The 18,570-nt window shown below is 48.9% G+C and carries 14 protein-coding genes and 2 tRNA genes; 8 read left to right on the top strand and 8 right to left on the bottom strand.

Annotated features, from left to right (window positions below; all coding sequences use genetic code 11):
- Positions 1–971: 971 nt before the first annotated feature.
- The 4 genes from B0I18_RS20880 to B0I18_RS20895 form a co-directional block, all read right to left on the bottom strand.
- Positions 972–4,631: an efflux RND transporter permease subunit gene (locus tag B0I18_RS20880; protein WP_106524704.1), complete on the bottom strand. Its 3,660-nt coding sequence runs from the start codon at positions 4,629–4,631 to the stop codon at positions 972–974.
- Positions 4,632–4,715: 84 nt separating this feature from the next.
- Complete coding sequence (locus tag B0I18_RS20885; RefSeq protein WP_106524849.1) at positions 4,716–5,912, bottom strand: efflux RND transporter periplasmic adaptor subunit; 1,197 nt, start codon at positions 5,910–5,912, stop codon at positions 4,716–4,718.
- A 40-nt stretch (positions 5,913–5,952) separates the two neighbouring features.
- Positions 5,953–7,299, bottom strand: a complete 1,347-nt coding sequence (locus B0I18_RS20890; RefSeq protein ID WP_106524705.1) for a TolC family protein — start codon at positions 7,297–7,299, stop codon at positions 5,953–5,955.
- An 11-nt stretch (positions 7,300–7,310) separates the two neighbouring features.
- Positions 7,311–7,844 (bottom strand): MarR family winged helix-turn-helix transcriptional regulator, encoded by a 534-nt coding sequence (locus tag B0I18_RS20895; protein ID WP_106524706.1) that lies wholly within the window; start codon positions 7,842–7,844, stop codon positions 7,311–7,313.
- Positions 7,845–8,821: 977 nt separating this feature from the next.
- On the opposite strand from B0I18_RS20895, the gene B0I18_RS20900 reads away from it, so the two are divergent.
- From B0I18_RS20900 to B0I18_RS20910, 3 genes are read left to right on the top strand one after another with little or no spacing between them, the layout of a single operon-like run.
- Complete coding sequence (locus B0I18_RS20900; RefSeq protein ID WP_106524707.1) at positions 8,822–9,364, top strand: RNA polymerase sigma factor; 543 nt, start codon at positions 8,822–8,824, stop codon at positions 9,362–9,364.
- A gap of 29 nt (positions 9,365–9,393) precedes the next feature.
- Positions 9,394–10,089, top strand: a complete 696-nt coding sequence (locus B0I18_RS20905; RefSeq protein WP_106524708.1) for a hypothetical protein — start codon at positions 9,394–9,396, stop codon at positions 10,087–10,089.
- A gap of 20 nt (positions 10,090–10,109) precedes the next feature.
- Positions 10,110–11,264, top strand: coding sequence for a hypothetical protein (locus B0I18_RS20910; protein ID WP_106524709.1), 1,155 nt, complete (start codon positions 10,110–10,112; stop codon positions 11,262–11,264).
- A gap of 35 nt (positions 11,265–11,299) precedes the next feature.
- On the opposite strand, the gene B0I18_RS20915 is transcribed toward B0I18_RS20910, so the two are convergent.
- On the bottom strand, positions 11,300–11,914 hold the full coding sequence (locus B0I18_RS20915; protein WP_106524710.1) for an HD domain-containing protein: 615 nt from the start codon (positions 11,912–11,914) through the stop codon (positions 11,300–11,302).
- Positions 11,915–12,005: 91 nt separating this feature from the next.
- On the opposite strand from B0I18_RS20915, the gene B0I18_RS20920 reads away from it, so the two are divergent.
- The 4 genes from B0I18_RS20920 to chrA all read left to right on the top strand — a co-directional run bounded on the left by B0I18_RS20920 (position 12,006) and on the right by chrA (position 14,993).
- Positions 12,006–12,242, top strand: a complete 237-nt coding sequence (locus B0I18_RS20920) for a class I lanthipeptide (RefSeq protein ID WP_106524711.1) — start codon at positions 12,006–12,008, stop codon at positions 12,240–12,242.
- 225 nt (positions 12,243–12,467) lie between these two features.
- Positions 12,468–12,668, top strand: a complete 201-nt coding sequence (locus B0I18_RS20925) for a hypothetical protein (RefSeq protein WP_106524712.1) — start codon at positions 12,468–12,470, stop codon at positions 12,666–12,668.
- Positions 12,669–12,841: 173 nt separating this feature from the next.
- Positions 12,842–13,267 carry a hypothetical protein gene (locus B0I18_RS20930; protein WP_106524713.1) on the top strand — a complete coding sequence of 142 codons (426 nt, stop codon included), beginning with the start codon at positions 12,842–12,844 and terminating at the stop codon, positions 13,265–13,267.
- 370 nt (positions 13,268–13,637) lie between these two features.
- Positions 13,638–14,993 carry a chromate efflux transporter gene (gene chrA, locus B0I18_RS20935; RefSeq protein ID WP_106524714.1) on the top strand — a complete coding sequence of 452 codons (1,356 nt, stop codon included), beginning with the start codon at positions 13,638–13,640 and terminating at the stop codon, positions 14,991–14,993.
- Positions 14,994–15,829: 836 nt separating this feature from the next.
- On the opposite strand, the gene B0I18_RS20940 is transcribed toward chrA, so the two are convergent.
- Positions 15,830–15,903, bottom strand: a tRNA-Arg gene (locus B0I18_RS20940).
- 173 nt (positions 15,904–16,076) lie between these two features.
- Positions 16,077–16,150 (bottom strand) — tRNA-Arg (locus B0I18_RS20945).
- 83 nt (positions 16,151–16,233) lie between these two features.
- Here B0I18_RS20945 and B0I18_RS20950 point away from each other — a divergent pair.
- Positions 16,234–16,707 (top strand): 23S rRNA (pseudouridine(1915)-N(3))-methyltransferase RlmH, encoded by a 474-nt coding sequence (locus B0I18_RS20950; RefSeq protein ID WP_106524715.1) that lies wholly within the window; start codon positions 16,234–16,236, stop codon positions 16,705–16,707.
- Between the two features lie 476 nt (positions 16,708–17,183).
- Here B0I18_RS20950 and B0I18_RS20955 read toward each other — a convergent pair whose 3' ends face one another.
- The gene (locus B0I18_RS20955) at positions 17,184–18,521 is read right to left on the bottom strand and encodes a DUF58 domain-containing protein (RefSeq protein WP_106524716.1); all 1,338 of its coding nucleotides are present in this window, start codon (positions 18,519–18,521) and stop codon (positions 17,184–17,186) included.
- Positions 18,522–18,570: the final 49 nt, after the last annotated feature.

Genomic DNA, 18,570 nt, shown 5'->3' on the forward strand with positions numbered 1-18,570 from the left:
CAGCTAATCCAGAACAACTTATAACTAAAGATCTTTTTTACTGCTTGCTTCCTTTCGAAGCGGGGTGCAAAGGTAGATAACCTTTTTCTTTTCACCAAATCTTTTTGAAGATTTTTTTCAAAGTCTTTCCAGCTTTTATACCGGAAAATTTTTAAACCCCAACATCTTTAAGAACTGCGCCTGGCCTGCTTCTCAGCGTTTCAAGCGGGTTGCAAAGGTAGATAACGTTTTTCTTTTCACCAAAACTTTTTTCAAAGTTTTTTATCCCGTTTCTGTTGCTGTATACTATAATATAGTATCACTCCAAAACTCTCCTCTGTTAACTCCACGCTATATTTCTATGAACTTTCCCTTAAACCGTTCCGCTAAGGGAGCGCAAAGATAGAAGTCCTATACCGTTCCACAAAATGTTTTTAACAGATCGATTGAGCTTTGTTTACCATATCTCAGTAACAGCAACACTTACAAGCCAGATATATTTTTTGAATTCAAGTATTGAGGGGGGAGATGTTAGGTATTAGATGTTAGATAATAGATGTAAGTAGTGAGATGGTAGATGTGAGATGTTAGATGGCAGATGGTAGATGTGAGATGGTAGATATGGGATGTGTCATCCTGAGCGCAGCGAAGGATCTTAACGGAGGGAGCACGACTTGAAATTAGCAATAAGCATAACTATATAAAGCCAGCTAACAGAGGACAGCCTTCGTGAAGCAGGATGAGCCCCCCACTCCCTCTTAATAAAGCCGGCTAACTGATGAGATCCTTCGCGAAGCTCAGGATGACAGCGAACACTTCAACAGTTTAAAATTCAAAACTCAAAATTCAAAATTACCCAGCTGCGCTCAGGATGACAATCGTCCTCTTGATACTTGATACCTGATACCTGATACTTTAATGACTTCATATTATAAAAGGAGCGCCCGGGTGGACGCTCCTTTTATAATATGATAATCGCTTCTATAGTTTTATCAGAACCAGCTTCCGATAAAGGCTTCGTTTACATTATCACCCTTACGGAGCCGCTGCCTGCGACGACGCACATCGCGCCTGTGCCTGATGGCGGTGATGATCATAAGCGGGATGAACAACAGGGTAAGCGGCGGAATACCCATAAAGGAAATCCACTTGCCGCCATAATGCCTGCGCATAGGACGCTTAAGCCGCTCATAGATCAGGTACATACTCGGCACCATAATAAGGGTCATAAAGAAGGCGAACGCCAGACCAAAGATGATGGTCCAGGAAAGCGGCTTCCAGAACATAACGTTATCGCCGCCAAAGAAGATGCGGGGATTAAGCTCGGAGAACAGGGTAATGAAGTTGATATTGAAACCCACAGCCAGCGGTATCAGCGCCAGGATTGCCGCCAGCGCGGTAAGCAGTACCGGGATGATACGGGTTTTACCGGCCTGGATCACGGCTTCCCTGGTTTTCAATCCCCTACCCCTGAGCTCATCGGCAAATTCAATGACCAGGATACCATTTTTGATTACAATGCCCGCCAGGCCAAGGATACCCACACCGGTCATTACTACCGATACTTCCATGCCGGTAATGGAGAAACCAAGCAGCACACCAATTACACTGAATATGATCTCGGTAAGGATAATGACAGATTTACCCACAGAGTTAAACTGTAATACCAGTGTAAACAGGATCAGCATCAGGGCTATACCCAGGGCTTTACCCAGGAATGCACCGGTTTCGGCCTGCTGCTCCCCTTCCCCGGTCTGGGCAATGGTAACGCCTTCGGCTTTTCCTTTAAATGCTTTGATCTCCTTGGCCAGCTGCACATTGACAGCTGTAGGCGTATAACCCTGCAGCACATTGGAACGCAGGGTGATTACCCGCTTCTGGTTTTTACGTTTTACACTACCCAGGGTATTACTGTAGTCGATCTTAACGAGCGAACTGATAGGAATGCTTTTAACAGCGCCACCCGCAGCCATATCCTGGAAGGTTACATTCATATTAAGCAGGTCGACGAGGTTTTTACGCTGTGTAAATTCATTACGCAGCTGGATCTTATACTCATCCTCACCCTCTTTTACCTTGGACACTTCTTTACCGAACAATGCAGTCCTGATCTGTGCGCCGATCTGCGCCGAAGATACCCCTTCCATCAGGGCCCGCTCCCGGTCTACCGTGAGGGCGATCTCGGGATTGCTGAGGTCGATATCCATTTTCAGCTCTTCCACACCGGGCACCTGCAGGTTATCCAGGTAGTTTTTCAGGGCAACGGCCGTCTTGATCATCTGGTCGAGATCTTCGCTGGCTACCTCGATATTGACCGGCGGGTCGGTAGGCGGACCATTCTGTTCTTTATCCACAGAGAGCTCCGCGCCCGGTATACCTTTTACGATCTTGCGGATAGAATCGAGGTAAGGAGCAGTTTGCCTGCCATGCCTTTTTTCATATTCCACGAAAGAGACCTGGATCCTGCCCAGCTCGGGACGCGTACTGCGATCACCGCTCGACGGATCGGATGCGCCGATGGCCACGTTGGCGATCACACTTTCCACGATGGGGTTCTTTCCTCCCTTATCCATACCCAGTACTTTGTTGACCTTGGTCTCCAGGGTGCGGGTAATGGAATCGGTGTATTCAACAGCCGTACCGGCCGGCAGTTTCAGGTATACATAAATCTGGTTGGGTTGTCCTCCCGGGAAGAATACCACCGGAACCTTACGTACCCCAAAAAACATAATGGAGAAGAAGAACAGGCCTACAGCACCCAACAACAGTTTTACCGGCCGCCAGCCCGCCAGTGCCCATACCAGCAGGGTCTCGTAATGGCCCATGATCCAGGGCAGCACTTTATTCTGGAAGCTGTGGATCCAGCCATCCAACACATATTTATTGAATACGATCAGCAGGGCTACGAACAGCAACAGGTTGCCCAGGAAGAAATAAGGCGCCTGCGGTATAGGCGGTTCGCCCAGCAACTCGTCCATCTTAACCGGAACAGCCGTGGCCTTAACGATAAAACCGATGATGAGCAGCAACAAACCACTGCATAAGGGTATCAGGAAGGAAGGCTTGCGGAATACGGCCGATTTCTTCGGTTTTTCATGATGCTCCTCAGGGTGGTTCATAAAGTCTACGGCAAATACCGGGTTCATGATAAAGGCCACGATGAGGGAAGCCACCAGGGTAAATATGAGCATGGTAGGCAGGTACACCATGAACTTACCAATAATACCCGGCCAGAACAGCAAGGGGAAGAAGGGTGCCAGTGTAGTGACCGTACCCGCGAGCACCGGCACGAATACTTCGCCCGCGGCCATCATGGCCGACTTCTGCGCATTGACCTCGCCCTTTCCTTCGGTAAATATCCTGTGGGTATTTTCGATAACCACGATCGCATCGTCCACGATAATACCCAGGCCAAACAACAGGGCAAACAATACCATAAAGTTGAGCGTGACATGCGCCCCGACGATAAGATCGGCCGCCGGCAGGAACATAAAGGCCACAAACATACTGAGCGGCACGGAAAGCGCCACGAAGAAGGCATTGGTAACCCCCATAAAGAACATGAGGATCAGCAATACCAGTACGAAACCGATAACGATGGAGTTAACCAGGTCGTTAAAAGAGGTACGGGTCGACTTACTCATATCGCCGGTGATCACCAGCTTAAGATTGGGCGGGAAGGTGGAGGCCTTCATTTCGGCTACGGTCTTCTTAACCAGGTCGGAGGTCTCGATCAGGTTTTCTCCCGAACGCTTAATGATATTGAGGGTGATTACATTCTTGCCGTTCAAACGGGCAAAACTTTCATGCTCCTTGATGGTGTCTTTGATCTCGGCAATGTCTTTGAGGTAGATGGCTGCGCCCTTGGTATTGCGCAATACCACTTTCTCGATATCTTCGGCAGTTTTGATCTGGCCTTTCAGCTGTAGGGTACGTTTCATATTCCCTACTTCCAGCAAACCACCAGATATATCCATATTCTCACGGGCTACGGCACTCTCGATATTATCGAAGGTAATGCCGGCAGCCTGCATCCGCATATTATCCACATTGATCTGGAACTCGCGCTCCGGGGCGCCTACAAGGTCTACACGGTTGATCTGCGATAAGGATTCCAATTGATCCTGCAGGTCTTCGGCATATTTTTTAAGTCGCACCATATCGAAGTCGCCGCTCACGTTTACATACATGATCGGCTGGTCCGAAAAACTGACCTCCTGTACCGTAGGCTCTTTAGTAAGATCGGTAGGCAGGTCCTGCTTGGCCTTATCCACCGCGTCTTTTACCTTCTGTAGGGCTACGTCTACCTTTACGCTGGCATCGAATTCCACCATAATCGCGGAGAAGTCCTGCACGGATGTACTCGTGGTCTTGGTGATCTTGGCGCCGGTAATACCTTTGATCTGTTTTTCGATCGGCTGGGTTACCAGGTTCTCCATATCCTTGGGAGAGTTGCCCACATTGATCGTCTGTACATAAATAGTAGGAATAACGATATCGGGAAACTGTTCTTTAGGCAGGGTCATGAACTGGACCACACCCACGATCGTGATGATGACCATCAACAGGTATATCGAGCTCCTGTTCTTCACCGACCAACTGGTCAGCTTAAACTCTTTAAATTTATCTGTAAAGTTTTCTAAGGCACTCATAAGTTTTTAGTTTAGCTGTATTGCCCGCCCGGCATGCAAGCCGCGGGTAATTACAGGAGTAGAGGAAATGATACCTGCCTGTTGTTATGGATTGGCAAGCGTTACACGCTGACCGTCATATAAGCTCTGGAAGCCTTCTGTAATGATGTTTTCCCCGGCGGAGAGGCCGTTTTTCACTTCCAGCTGATCGCCATACAATTCACCGATCTCAACCGGCCTTTTACGGGCTATCAGTTTTCCTTTTTCTTCTACTGCTACCAATACAAACTTGCCTTTATCATCAGTCTGCAGGGTATTTACCGGTATAGTTATCGCATCTGGCACGGCATAATCCTCGATGCGTACCATGGCCATCTGGTTAGCCCGGATATCTTTGTCCACCGGTATTTTTCCTTCTACATAAAAGGAACGGGTAATGGGATCGATGAGCTTACCAGCCACGTTCACCTTTGTCGATATGGTTTTGTTGTTCGATTCGGGCAGGGTAACCATAAGCGTGCTGCCCATTTTTACACGGTCGATGTAATTTTCGGGAACATTTACGGTCACTTTAAGATCGTTGTTGTTTACAACCTGGATCTGTTGAGCGCCGTTAAAGAACTCGCCTACTTTAACGTTTACGGCATTAACCACGCCACTGATCTCGGAAATAACATTGGTGGTATTGACCTGCTCCTGGGCCAGGCTGATATTTGCCTTGGCTGCGTTGTACTGGCTCTGCAGCGCCTCCATATTGGTTTTGGCGTTAAGCACCTGGATTTCGGTACCGATGTTTTGCTTCCAGAGGTTTTGCTGGCGCTGGTAAATGCTCTGTGCCTGGTCGAGCTGGGCTTTTACGCCACTCAGCTGCTGCTGCGCCGCTGTAAGGCTCTGGCGCAGTACGGCATCGTCGAGTTTGAGCAATACCTCTCCTTTTTTAACCTGGTCGCCCTGTTTTACATATACCGCTTTTACAAAGCCGCCCTGTCCGCGCGGGGCCACGTTAGCCACGTTGTAGGCATCTATTTTACCCCTGAGGTCGATAAAATGGTTAAACGCGCCGGGGCCGATGGGCTTAATGGTAACCAGTTTAGCATTGGCGTTGGCCGATGTGGGATCCAGTTTATCGATCTCGTCCTGCAAAGTGCCCACTTTTTCGGCCAGGGTTTTCTGTTCGGCTTTGAGCTTTTCGAGCTCCGCCTTTTTTTCGGTGAGCGGATCTTTTTTAGCCTTACCACCGCAAGCGGCCATGAGCAGGACCAGCGAAGACAATACGGTTACTGTGAGGACGCGGTTTCGCATGTTATGTATGTTTAATTTCATTGTTTACGATTTTGAAGGGTTACAGTTTGCCGGTGGCTTTGAGGAAATCCACTTTAGCAATAATGGCGTCGTACAACGCATTGATATAATTAGACTGTGCTGTTTTCAGATCGGTCTGCGCGGTATTGATCTCGGTCTGCGAGCCGGTTCCTATTTCAAATTTCTTCTTGGTCTGACCATATACCGTTTCGGCCAGTTTCATATTTTTCTTCTGGTAATCCATTACGGCTACTGCCGATTTGAAACTGTTCTTGGCTGTTTCTATTTCGTTGTCGATACTGAGCTTCAGGTTATCGACCTGGTTGTTGTTCTGTAGCACAGCCAGCCGGGCCTGGTTGATCTTGGCATTGGTAGCAAAACCCCGGAAGATGGGCCAGGAAACCCGTAGCGCGATATAGGAAGCTGTAAACCAGTCGCCGCCGAAATTGAGCTCGTTACGCTGTATCTGTTTGTTATAGTTGGCAGCCAGCGAGAAGGAGGGTAATTTGCTGTACTGGTAGCGCTTCACATTATATTCGTTAAGCCGCTTCGACAATTGCAGGTACTGGAAGTCGCGGCGGTCTTCGTACTGGAAGTCGGCGGTTTGCAATACACCGGCTTTGATCTGCTCGTCGTTAAGCGTATCGGTCAGCACCAGTTCGTCGCGCACCGGGATACCCAACAGGATCTTCAGGCCATTGTAGCCGGTAGTTACCGACAGCAATACCTTTTCCTTTTCCGTTTCGAGGTTGGTGAGCTGCACATCGCTTTTATCCACGTCCAGTTTTTCGGCAAAACCATTGTCGTACATAACCTGGGCGTCGTGTTTCAGCTTTTTCAACAGGTCTATGTTCGCATCCAGCAGGGCTATTTGTGTGCGGCTCAGCACTAACTGATAATAGACTTTATAAACATTGGTACGGATCATCTCTTCGGTGATCTCGGCGTTTTTGGCTTTCCAGGCCAGCGATGTTCTGCGTGCCTGCAGCCCCACCAATACCTGGCCGTCGAATACGACCTGGCTCAGGTCGACACTGCCGCTGGTGATGTACTTGGTACCGAAAGTTACCGGTACAAAGGTACCCGGGGGCTGCCCCAGAAATTCGCCGGGCAACAGGGTGGTCTGCAGTTTCAGGTTGTCCGTGATGCTGCCGCTCGCTGTTATAGACGGATAAGCCGCCGCAGCTACTTCGCGGTTGGCCTCCTTTTGTATGCGGATATCCAGCAGGGCATTTTTGACCTGTGCATTGTTCTTGCCCGCATAGGCCAGCGCCTCCTGCAAAGAGAAACTATGCCGTACAGGTGCGGACGGCTGCTGCGCTGCTGCGCCGTAAGCGCCGGCAACAAGACCTGCAACTACGAGTAAAGAGTGTAAGGTTGCTTTCATTATTAAGTGTTTCAAGAAGTAATTTCGGGAACAGTGAGCCTGGGGCCGGCATGCTGGGGCCTTAAGGATTCCAGTTTGTCGGCAGTGGCCTTGATGGTATTTATGGTTTGTAAACGGTCTTCGGAACTGAAGGCGGTAAAGATCTCTTCTTCGATCTTTTTCATAATATTCTTGATCTGCTGGGCAATGAAGGAGCCCGTATCGGTGGTTTGCAGGATATTTTTCCGCTTGTCGGTCTCGTCGCCGGAGATGCGTACCAGGCCTTTTTTCTGCAATGCCGTAATCGTACGCTGTATCGACGATTTGTCGCGGCTGGTTATATCGGCCACTTCCTGTTGCGATACTTTACCGGTATTGTAAACGGTCATCAACACAGGCAATTGTTCGATCTTAACCGGTACCGCGGCTTCGTGGATCAGGGTATTGGCTACGCGGAACATTACACTATGTACGCGATGCATCTGGAACAAGAGGGTGTCTCTCATATCCGGGTAACAATTACTCCAGGGCAACATATCCGGTTCGTTGCGCTTTTTCTTACGCATAAGTATCAGGGTTAACAGGTTTTCGGCAAAACCGATAGCTATTTTTTAGCCGCTATCGCTATCGCCGGTCAGGATATCGGATCAAAGAACGCGTTAAATATATTAAAAATTCAATAAGTTGATCTGTCCACTAATGAAACATGAAAGATTTTCATTTTATTTAACGAACCAAAAGTAAGCATGCCTTATAGCCGGGAAAATATTTTTTATACCAACCAACGGATACCTTCGATAAACCGACGATATTTATCGGTAAACGGTTTGGCCGCGATACCACCACTTAATTCCCCGGGCAGGTACCCGGTAAAAGCGTAAAAATTACGATACCGGTGTCTACTTTATATTTAGACTCTACCGCACAAATGCCTTTCAACCCATGACCTGTCTCCTGTTACCGATCGCGGTACAAACCTACAGCGACCGGGGCGATATAAGGTGGTGTAAATACGGCAATTTAGGGGGCCGGCTGCGCCATATGGAGCAACATAAGGATGCAACAGCGATAACAGGCTGCAGGTAAGAAGCAAAAACAGACAAAAACAGGGAGAAGGACGGGGTGTAAAGGCCGGGATGAAGGCATACTTGTTGTCCGGGCTACATGACCCTGTTGGCCATGCAGCACCGGGAACGAGATAACGGCCTGTAGAAAATACAGCACTGGTCCAATAAAAAAGACCTGGTTGCGTTAGTTTCGGAAAAATGCCGATGGCTGCAAACAGTATCAGCTAAATAGTTTTCAGGAATGGGATAGTTCCGATAGGATTCAAATATAGGATGCGGCTATAGCTTCGGGATATTATTTGTATCAACCGCCCTTTTACGGGGACTAACCTGTTTATGCCCGGTACGAGCCTAAACTTGCACCGGATGACTTGATCTCTAAACAAAAAAAATCCTGATTTTTTTAATGATCAGGCAACCTGCAGTATTTTTCCTGCATTTATAATACCAAGACCAAAACTATACGAACCGACCCTATGACCGAGACCGTGTTAATTGAAGCCTGCAAAAGACGGGAGTCTTTTGCGCAGAGGTTGCTATATGACCGGTTCGTAGATAAAATGTATGTGCTTTGCCTGAGGTATATCGTCAGCCCGACCGATGCAGAAGAGGTACTCTCCGATGGTTTTTTTAAGTTTTTCCGCAATATCGATCAGTTCACTTATATCGGCGAAGGCAGTGTGCAGGCCTGGCTGAGTAAGATCGTCGTCAACGAATGCCTGATGTTCCTGCGCAAAAAAAAGCAACTGGTACTGACTATAGACGATCATGTTACCCACAGCAACCTGGCCGAAAACGATACCGCATTGCAACAGATGGCCACCAAAGATATACTGCGCTATATACAGGAGATGCCTGCCGGCTACCGTACCGTACTTAACCTTTATGTATTCGAAGACCGCAGCCACAAAGAGATTGCCTCCCTGCTGCAGATATCGGAGAGCACCTCTAAATCGCAGCTGTTTAAAGCCAGGGCTATGCTCCGGCAGCGCATAGCCGGGGTCGGGTACAACAATTAATATTTACTGATGCTATTAAATACAGTGAGATGAGCAGTTCATTTGAACAACAGTTGAAAGAGCGACTGGAGCAAAGCAGCCCGGAAGACCTGGGATACCGGCCTGACCGGGAGCAGCTCTGGAACAAGATAGCGACACAGCAAAAGTCCAGGAAGATCCCGCTCCGTCTTTGGGTATCGCATGCCGCCGCCATTGCCGCAGGTTTGCTGATCGGCGTTTTTTTCCTGGCCACATATAAAGACCGCGAAGGCGATAGCGGTCTGAAGCCGTACTCTGCGCCACAGGTAACAGCTGTAGCGCCACAGCAGGAGGCCGCCCCACCCGCCACTACAGGCAATACACCCGGAGCTCCTACAGCCGCTACGCAACAGGCAGCCGTACTGCCCCAACAAAGCTTGCCGGTGCAACGCCGGCAAGTGGCCTCACCACCGCAGGGTACAGCGGTTGCCACCAAAACGCCGGCAACAGGGCCCAATGCACCACCAGCACAGGACCTGCCGGCTGTACAGGAAAAAGAACAAACCCCTGTTGTGGCCCAGGCCGAACGCCGTAAACCCAAAGTACTGCACTTGATGGATATCGACAATGAGAACACCCGCGTCATGCGCAGTCCGCAGCAACAGAATATGGCCTGGGCCTGGCTGGTACCGCCCAACCAAGCCACTTCAGCAGGCACCAGCTTCTCTGCACAGTTAAAGCAGGACATTCTTAAATTTAAAAACTAACAGCAGCCCTTACCTTATTTATGCGATCCGGACTTTATTTTTTGTTATGCCTTGTGCTTGCCTGCACCTGCTCCTATGCTCAAAACAGGACACCCCTTTCGACTGACGAAGACCGCCCGGCTCCGGCACCACAACTCTTTAACCTGAATCCCCTGCAGGAAAACCATCACTTCCACATCAAACTTCCCAACGATGGCCTGCTCGATATCGATTTCCAACGGTTGAGCGACTGGGGCGATCAAAACCGGCTGCTGGATATGGCAACAATAGCCAATACCCAGGTACAACAACTAAAGGACTCCTTCCGCCAGGGATATACAGCCAAACTAATAGCCATTAATATCCCCATCCGGGAAGACATTATCTCAGTCAGCTATGGCGAAGACGTGTCGAAGAAAAACCAGCTGGCCTATCGCAATGGCAATTATTACGAGCTGAAAACAGACTTCGATACCGTACGGATTATCCGCAACGTGGGTATACGGCAGAAACCGGGTATCGATTCGGGCCTGGTACAGATCCGGTATAATTTTGTGCTGAAAGACCTGGACGATCTCGACAAACTGGTGCATAATGCGGCGCTGTTCGACCATATAGGCCGGGAGATCGACCGTGCAATCGCAGATAAAAGAAAAGCCTGGCGCCGGCCCGACGCCAGCTACTACCAACTGCTGCTCGATTACGACCCGGACAAGCCCGAGCCCATGGAGGTTGTAAGCGACCGTAAGATATGGTCTCCTTTTATACAAAAGAAGATAGGCCTATACCTGAGCCTTGGCGCCGTTTTGTACCAGAGTACCGTTTCGCCTTATTTCGATTATACCCTGGCCTATTTATTGCCTTCCCATGGCAGGTCGCAGCGGTTTGTAGGACTCAACTTCACCTCCTTTGCACGTTTTAACAGCGATATGTCGTTAAGACGGAATTATACCGCACTGAACGTAGAATTTGGTGTGTTCAGCGCGGGCCGGGGTGGAACCGGGTTACTGGGACAGAAAACCGCGCTGGCCTATGGTATTATGTTCGATGCCCAGCATAGCGACAAGCTGATGTTCAATATGTCGCTCAGCTTCGGCCTCACCTCTTACATGTCTTTTGGTTTTGGCGCGGCATCGAACTTTACCAAAGACCCGGAAAGCAGCCTGCTAATGATGAACCTCAAATTTAATTTATAACAAACGCCGGTGCAAAAGGCTGCGATCGGCGATACTTAAAGGCGGTCATGCTCCCGGCGCAGGTTAAGGCGGGCCTGTGTTTCAAACCGGTCGGAGAAATGCTCCGTTTTGAAGATACGGGGCATAGCCAGGAAGCGCGCCAGTACTGCTTTGCGCCCTGGCAGGTATAAGGCGTCGGGAAATACGGCATACTCGCTGCGTACCTGCAGGCTGTACCGGTCATAGGCTGCTTCGTCGCGCCCGAGTATGGCCAGGTCGGCATCGGTAAACAGGTCGGTATCTTTATCGTTTGTTGCCCGGTGATGCGCGGTAGCCAGTATAAGCTGCCTGCATTGGGCAACCCTTCCGGCCGGCACACCGATGCGCTGCATCATGTCGCCGGCCTGCACCGCGCTCTGGGCCTCGTTGTCATCCGCCCTTACCTCGTAAACGATATCATGATAATACAGGCTGAACCATACGGCATCCGGGTCATGGAACTGGTGCTGCACCTCGCCCAGGTCAGCCAGCAACTGCGACAGGTGATTAAGGGTATGATAGTGCCGGCCACCGGCGCTATAGGCTGCTTCGAGTTGTTGCCAGCCGGCCGATACCAGTTCGCGGTCTTGTGTATAACGGCCCAGTAATGAGGCATAGGTTTCCTGGAGCATAGGTTTTATTTAGACCAAATATACGTTAATACCCGGGGGCATAAAATGCCCCCGGCAGTATACAACTTTGTAATTCACCAAAACACATCCTATGAAGAAGCAAAAGGTAATGCTCAAAAAACTATCTATCCATAAAGGCACGATTGCCGCACTGACCGATAACCTGCAGGAAGGTGCAAAAGGCGGTGCATCGGGCACCGGCTGGGGTTGTAAAGGTCCCAGTTACTGCGAGTGGAGTAAGCCGCCCGAGTGCACACAACCTACACAGCTTTGCCCCGTTACCGTAAACCTCTGCGGTCCTTCGGTAGATATCATCTGTATACCATAAGCCGGCTATTGCCCGGCGCAAAGGAGCTGCAGTATCGCGGCTCCCTTACTATGCTATCCTGCCCCCGTCTTAGCCGCCAATCAGGTTTGCAACAACAAGCCCTGTAAGCTGTTTCCAACCGGCAACGCATCGTTGATCCTGCGAATAACGGGGTTGGTACCAAAAACTGGTCGTGTGCTGTAATAAGGGGTAATTTTATTTTAAATATTTAAAGCCTGTTCTTGTATGAAAAAGAAAAAAGTAGCGCTGAAAAGCCTTAAGCTTGATAAAGCTCACCTGTTAAACCTTAATGCTATTGAAGGCGGCAAGGGTGTTGAAGGAAAAACAATCATCAAAATCACAACTGATGATCCAAACAACCCTACCAATGCCACCTGGTGTTTCTTCTGTCCTCCTAACCAAAGCCTGGACAGGCTCTGCCTCTGATTCTAAAGAGCAGTGGCAACAAAAGCCCGGCAGCCTTGGCTTGCCGGGCTTTTGTTATGCCCCAACCCGGCCGGTGTACAGCCGCACGAGCCGGTAACAAGCCCTGCAAACAGGGGCATTTTTTGCCCCCATGACGCCGGATCTTTGTTCTTCACCAAACAAAATCCGGCCTTATGAAAAAAACGATCCTCTTCCTGTGCTGCTGCCTGCTGGCTACAGCCGGGCTGCGCGCCAATCAGCTCACCATTGTCAATACCCTGCTCTGCGACTTCGACTTCTATTTTATGATGGGCTCTCCCGACATCCATTCCAACAACGTCTTTATTCCTGCCAATTTCAATACCGTATATCCCGATGGCACCGCCGTACCCACGATCTGGAGCATGCCCCTTACCCCGGCACAACTGGCAGCCGCCAATTTCACCTCGGTTATGTTTCACCCGATCGATCCTACACCCGGCAGCAGCGGTTATGGTTTCCTGAGCCCGACCAATACGACCTACAGCAGCACGCCGTATGCACCCGCCTGTAATAGCAGCACCGCATACAACGCGACCTGGATACCAGCACCGCCCAATGTAATTGTATTGCTTTATTAGGCAAACACGACCCGGACCGGGCCTGCAGCATTTGAAATATTTTACACTATTTCGGCTTACTTAACAGTAACTATCCTGCACCGCAGGTACATTTGCCTCACCTTATAGATTTTGCTTAGGAATTAAGGTTTTTTATCTCATGAGCGAAGGGCGCCCCCTACAGGCGCCCTTTGTATTTTTCCAGGGGCGACCGCTATTTCGCTCCCAGCCATCGGTCCTTTCTTTTATTTGCCGCGCTCCGCAGCCCGATTTAACGGCGCTTTTCGCGGGCAAGTTGTAAAAGAATGCTTAACTTTCAGCTCCTGGAATAGCCGCCGATAGCGGTTGTTGATCCCCCCGATCCTACAGGAAAAAATTGCAAGACACCGGCATGGACAGTACAGAAAGTATACAGAAATTAAACGAGCGACAAACAACAGCCCCATCATTTTCAGAAGCGTTACGGTTTTGGTTTATTTTAGGCTGGATCAGCTTCGGCGGCACCACCGGCCATATCACCATCATGCACGACTTCCTGGTCCTTAAGAAACGATGGATCAGCAACCGCAAATTTTATCATGCCCTGAATGCCTGTATGATCCTGCCCGGACCCGAAGCCCACCAGTTATCGATATTCCTGGGTTGGAAACTGCATGGCGTCAAAGGCGGTATTGTCTCCGGCATTTTCTTCATACTGCCCTCTATAGCCATCCTTACCGGGTTAAGTATTATTTATGCCATTTATGGCAATACCCCACTGTTGGGATCTATCTTCAATGGGTTAAAGCCGGCGGTACTCGGCATTATCATTTATGCCACCTGGAAGGTAGGCCGCCAGGCACTGACTTCCCCTGCGCATTACTGCGCAGCGATTGCAGCCTTCGTGCTCTCTTATTTCGCAGGCGTACCCATGCCCTGGATTATTTTAGGCACGATTGTTTTCGGCATCTTACTAAGTTTTGTTCCGGTAAAATATAGCGGGCTAAAAAACAGCAAACGTAAAACAGCAGAAAGTGCGGAGCCGGAAGACCTCTATTACATCAACAGTGATCAGCCCCTGCAAAAACAGCCATCCCGAACCCTGGTAAAATATGCCGTGGTATTCCTGTTGCTCTGGCTGGTTCCTTTTGTCATATTAATCTGCTGCTCGGCCGATGCCGCTTTTTGGCAAAAAACATCATTGCTGTTTACCCGGGCGGCCTTCCTGACCATCGGTGGTTCCTATACCGTGATCCCCTATGTAGCCGGCCTGGTAACTACCAAACTGATGTGGCTCAGTAAAACACAAATGATCGACGGCTTCGCGCTCGCCGAAACAACGCCCGGCCCATTGGTCGTTGTACTCTCTTATGTAGGATTCATGGCGGCTTTCAATCATTTCCACGGCTCGCTGTTAATGGGCACACTGGGCTTACTGGTCGCCAGCTATTTTACGTTTCTGCCCAATTTTATCCTGATTTTTATGGGAGCAGGTTTTATCGAAAAGACCCAGGACTATCCCGTTATACAAACTGTTTTATCCTTAATTACCGCTACTGTTGTAGGCGTTATCGTCAACCTGGCCTGTTACCTGGGCGGAGCCATCCTGTTCGGGCAGCAGGGCGCCGGGCTTTTTGCAATCGATTGGGTATCCCTGGCCTGGGTGGTATTTTCGTTTATCCTGCTGGCCCGCTACCGGATCAATATGCTTTACCTGATCCTGCTCAGCATCCTGTTCGGGTTACTGCGCTTTGGTATTGAGATGTGAGATGTGAGATGTGAGATGTGAGATGTTAGATGTGAGATGTTAGATGTGAGATGTTAGATGTGAGATGTGAGATGTGAGATGTGAGATGTGAGATGTGAGAATTGAGAATTGAGAATTGAGAATTGAGATGTGAGGTGGGAGATTTCAGATGTCAGATATGAGTAGTGGGGTGCGCACAATGGTGTTGTTCCGGATCAGGCGGAATTTCTGGGGGAGTGAAGATCGAGTCTGCAGATCTGTCCGTATGTTATTTATTTAAGGAAATTAATAGGGAGCGCTTTAGTTATTCAGGATAGATAAATACACTGCAATACCAGTTCCTTGCCGGCGAATGTGATGCTGTGCATTTCATTTTTTCTCGCAGCGATACGGCGACGCAGCGAACGGGTGCATATTGGTCGTAACATCTGGTCACTAACCGCGTAGAAATGCTTTGCCCAACGCCCATTACATGCACTGCCGGGACGTCAAGCCAGGAAACAACCAAACATACCGACCTTTAGAAAAAGGGCGTTAATAAAATGCCGCAGGACGCCGTATAGAAAGAAATACAGCTCCCACAGTCTGGCCCTGTACTTTAGTTCGTTTGTCATTCCTTCGTCCATTTTTTTACTACTGCCCGGACTTATTTCTTTTAGGCGTACAAGGCATTTTTAGCACTTTTTCTACAGTCTTGATTTTTGCTTCTTTGTATTAAGACAAAGAAGAATAAAAAATTAGGGTAAGTACACCGGAGTACCCCAACTTTTCCGCTTGATCCTCAATAAACGGACCTTAGGTTAAGGTAGCCGATGAAAAAGTGAAAAGAAAAAAGCAGCCCGTGTGGACTGCTTTTGTGACCCTGTCAGGATTCAAACCTGAAACCTTCTCATCCGTAGTGAGATGCTCTATTCAATTGAGCTACAGAGCCGGAGTAGGCTGCGAAGGTAAGCATATTTCCCCGAAATCGCCAACAAAATTTTCGAAACACGGCCCGGTCTCCTCCATCTTATAATCCCGCGAAATGCTTACCCATGGCGGGCCGGCATTACCAGCCACCCTGTATTTAAAAGGAAAAAAGCAGCCCATGTGGACTGCTTTTTGTGACCCTGTCAGGATTCAAACCTGAAACCTTCTCATCCGTAGTGAGATGCTCTATTCAATTGAGCTACAGAGCCATCGTTTTGATTGGATTGCAAAGGTAAAAACATTTTTTTAATTACCAAAAAAAACTTTCTTTGCATCAAAATCAAAAGCGAAAATGAATATCGAGATCTGGTCATTAGGTAAAGCCAACGAGGATTTTATTGCGTCCGGGCTTCAATATTATTTTCAGAAAACAAAACCCTGGAACCCTGTAGAGCTGGTCATTCTTCAGCTCCCGAAAAAGGCGCTGACCAGCGATGTGGCCCGCACAAAACTACAGGAGGAAGAATTGATCCTGAAAAAACTTCAGTCCCATCATTACCTGGTATTGCTCGACGAGCGGGGCAAGGCCTTGAATTCGGTGCAGTGGTCGCAACAGTTCCAGCAATGCATGAACCAGGGGGTAAAAACGCTGGTGATCCTGATCGGCGGCGCATTTGGTGTTACCGATGCCATCCGGAATCATGCCCGGCAATGCTGGTCGCTATCCAATCTCGTATTTCCCCATCAAATGGTACGCCTGATCGTGGCCGAACAGGTCTACCGCGCCTTCAGTATCCTGAACAATTCGCCTTATCATCATGAGTGATATTAGATATCAGATATTAGATATCAGATATTAGATATTAGATATCAGATATTAGATATTAGATATTAGATATTAGATGTGAGATATTAGATGTGAGATGTGAGATGTGAGATGTTGGATATTAGATATTAGATGTGAGATGTTGGATATTAGATGAGGAAGGACCATTGTTATATGGCTACTCCCGATGTTATCCTGATACTTGATACCTGATACGCTAATAAAGCCGGCTTATGGGCGAGATCCTTCGCTGCGCTCAGGATGACAATCGTTCTCTTGGTAATTGATGTTTGCCCTTCTAATACGGCCAGCTAACCGATGAGATGCTTCGCTGCGCTCAGGATGACAGGCATCTTCCTGATACCTGATACTTGATACGCTAATACGGCCGGCTTACCGGTGAGATCCTTCGCTGCGCTCAGGATGACAGGCTTCCTCTTGATACTTGATACTTGATACCTGATACCTGATACTAATTATACCATCTGCCGGCTTTTCAGCTCGAGGTATTTGTTTACCACATCAACGGTCAGGTCCTGGGGGGTAGTGAGTACCGAAATGATCCCATAACGGCGCAGTTCTTTTACGATCTGCTTTTTCTCAAAATCAAAACGGTCCGCGATCGTTTTGATATAGATGCCCTCCAGGGTATCGGCATGTCCCTCGCGGATCTCTTTCAGCAAGGTATTCTGGAAGAACACTACGCATAACAGGTGACGGGAAGCCAGTTTGCGCAGGTAATGCAGCTGTCTTTCGAGCGAAGCCATAGTCTCGAAATTGGTAAAGAGCAGCAGGAAGCTGCGATGCGAGAGTTTATGCAATACCGTAGCCGTAAGCGCTTCGTAACTGCTGTCGCTATAGTCGGTTGTTTGCCGGTAAAGTGTTTCGTTGAGTTTATGTAATTGGGTGGAGTTGCGTTCGGCAGCGACCAACTCGTTAATTTTGGATGAGAAGGTAATCAATCCTGCGCGATCCTGTTTGAGCAGGGCAACATTTAAAAATACGAGTGCGGCATTGATCGAGTAGTCCAGCAGGCTGAGCCCGTCGAACGGCATTTTCATGCCCCGGCCTTTATCGATCACACAATAGATCTGCTGGCTGCGGGCATCGATAAAGTTATTGACCATAAGTCCGCCCCGCCTGGCAGTCGCTTTCCAGTTGATACTGCGCACATCGTCGCCCTGCACATAATCCTTTATTTGTTCGAACTCCATACTATGCCCCACCCTGCGTATCTTTTTACTGCCGGCAAACTGCATATTGTCGCTCAGGGCCAGCAATTGGTATTTGCGCAGGTACCGGGTAGAGGGATATACTTTTACCAGTTGCTCGGCCTCGATACGGATACGGCGCTGCAACAGGCATAAAGGGCTGCTTACATAACAGAGTATGCGTCCGAAGCGGTATTCGCCACGGGATAAGGGTCTTAAGGTATAGGGTAATGTGGTTTTGTGCCCGGCAGGAATGGTAAGGGCACGTTTAAAGTTACGCTCCTGGAACTGGACCGGCAATTCGTCGAGCACTTCGGCATGCACCGGGAAGGGAAAGAGGTTAAGCAGGCTGATACCGATCTCGTTTTCATCGCCGAGATTCAGTCGCTCGCCGGTAATACGCCGGGCCTGCAAGCCGCGGTTACCGGCAAACAGCAGGAGGTATTCGAGCAGGGTTAATCCGCCGAAAACAAGCAGTACTACCATAGCCACGCTCCAAAGCCAGGGTATAAAAAAAGCGAAAAGAAAAAGGAAGGCCGTAATGCTGATCCCGATATACCAGCGGGTATGAATAAAAAGGTCTTTGATGAAATGCTTCTTCATGAGCGGCCTGTATATCAAATAATAAAGCCCTTAAAAAAATTAAGGGCTT

This window comes from Taibaiella chishuiensis (assembly GCF_003014535.1).
GTDB lineage: Bacteria > Bacteroidota > Bacteroidia > Chitinophagales > Chitinophagaceae > Taibaiella > Taibaiella chishuiensis.

What these genes read in the sequence shown, in the direction of transcription:
- B0I18_RS20880 (WP_106524704.1), bottom strand. Translation starts at nt 4,631, where the DNA reads ATGAGTGCCTTAGAAAACTTTACAGATAAATTTAAAGAGTTTAAGCTG.
- B0I18_RS20885 (WP_106524849.1), bottom strand. Translation starts at nt 5,912, where the DNA reads ATGCGAAACCGCGTCCTCACAGTAACCGTATTGTCTTCGCTGGTCCTG.
- B0I18_RS20890 (WP_106524705.1), bottom strand. Translation starts at nt 7,299, where the DNA reads ATGAAAGCAACCTTACACTCTTTACTCGTAGTTGCAGGTCTTGTTGCC.
- B0I18_RS20895 (WP_106524706.1), bottom strand. Translation starts at nt 7,844, where the DNA reads ATGCGTAAGAAAAAGCGCAACGAACCGGATATGTTGCCCTGGAGTAAT.
- B0I18_RS20900 (WP_106524707.1), top strand. Translation starts at nt 8,822, where the DNA reads ATGACCGAGACCGTGTTAATTGAAGCCTGCAAAAGACGGGAGTCTTTT.
- B0I18_RS20905 (WP_106524708.1), top strand. Translation starts at nt 9,394, where the DNA reads ATGAGCAGTTCATTTGAACAACAGTTGAAAGAGCGACTGGAGCAAAGC.
- B0I18_RS20910 (WP_106524709.1), top strand. Translation starts at nt 10,110, where the DNA reads ATGCGATCCGGACTTTATTTTTTGTTATGCCTTGTGCTTGCCTGCACC.
- B0I18_RS20915 (WP_106524710.1), bottom strand. Translation starts at nt 11,914, where the DNA reads ATGCTCCAGGAAACCTATGCCTCATTACTGGGCCGTTATACACAAGAC.
- B0I18_RS20920 (WP_106524711.1), top strand. Translation starts at nt 12,006, where the DNA reads ATGAAGAAGCAAAAGGTAATGCTCAAAAAACTATCTATCCATAAAGGC.
- B0I18_RS20925 (WP_106524712.1), top strand. Translation starts at nt 12,468, where the DNA reads ATGAAAAAGAAAAAAGTAGCGCTGAAAAGCCTTAAGCTTGATAAAGCT.
- B0I18_RS20930 (WP_106524713.1), top strand. Translation starts at nt 12,842, where the DNA reads ATGAAAAAAACGATCCTCTTCCTGTGCTGCTGCCTGCTGGCTACAGCC.
- chrA (WP_106524714.1), top strand. Translation starts at nt 13,638, where the DNA reads ATGGACAGTACAGAAAGTATACAGAAATTAAACGAGCGACAAACAACA.
- B0I18_RS20950 (WP_106524715.1), top strand. Translation starts at nt 16,234, where the DNA reads ATGAATATCGAGATCTGGTCATTAGGTAAAGCCAACGAGGATTTTATT.
- B0I18_RS20955 (WP_106524716.1), bottom strand. Translation starts at nt 18,521, where the DNA reads ATGAAGAAGCATTTCATCAAAGACCTTTTTATTCATACCCGCTGGTAT.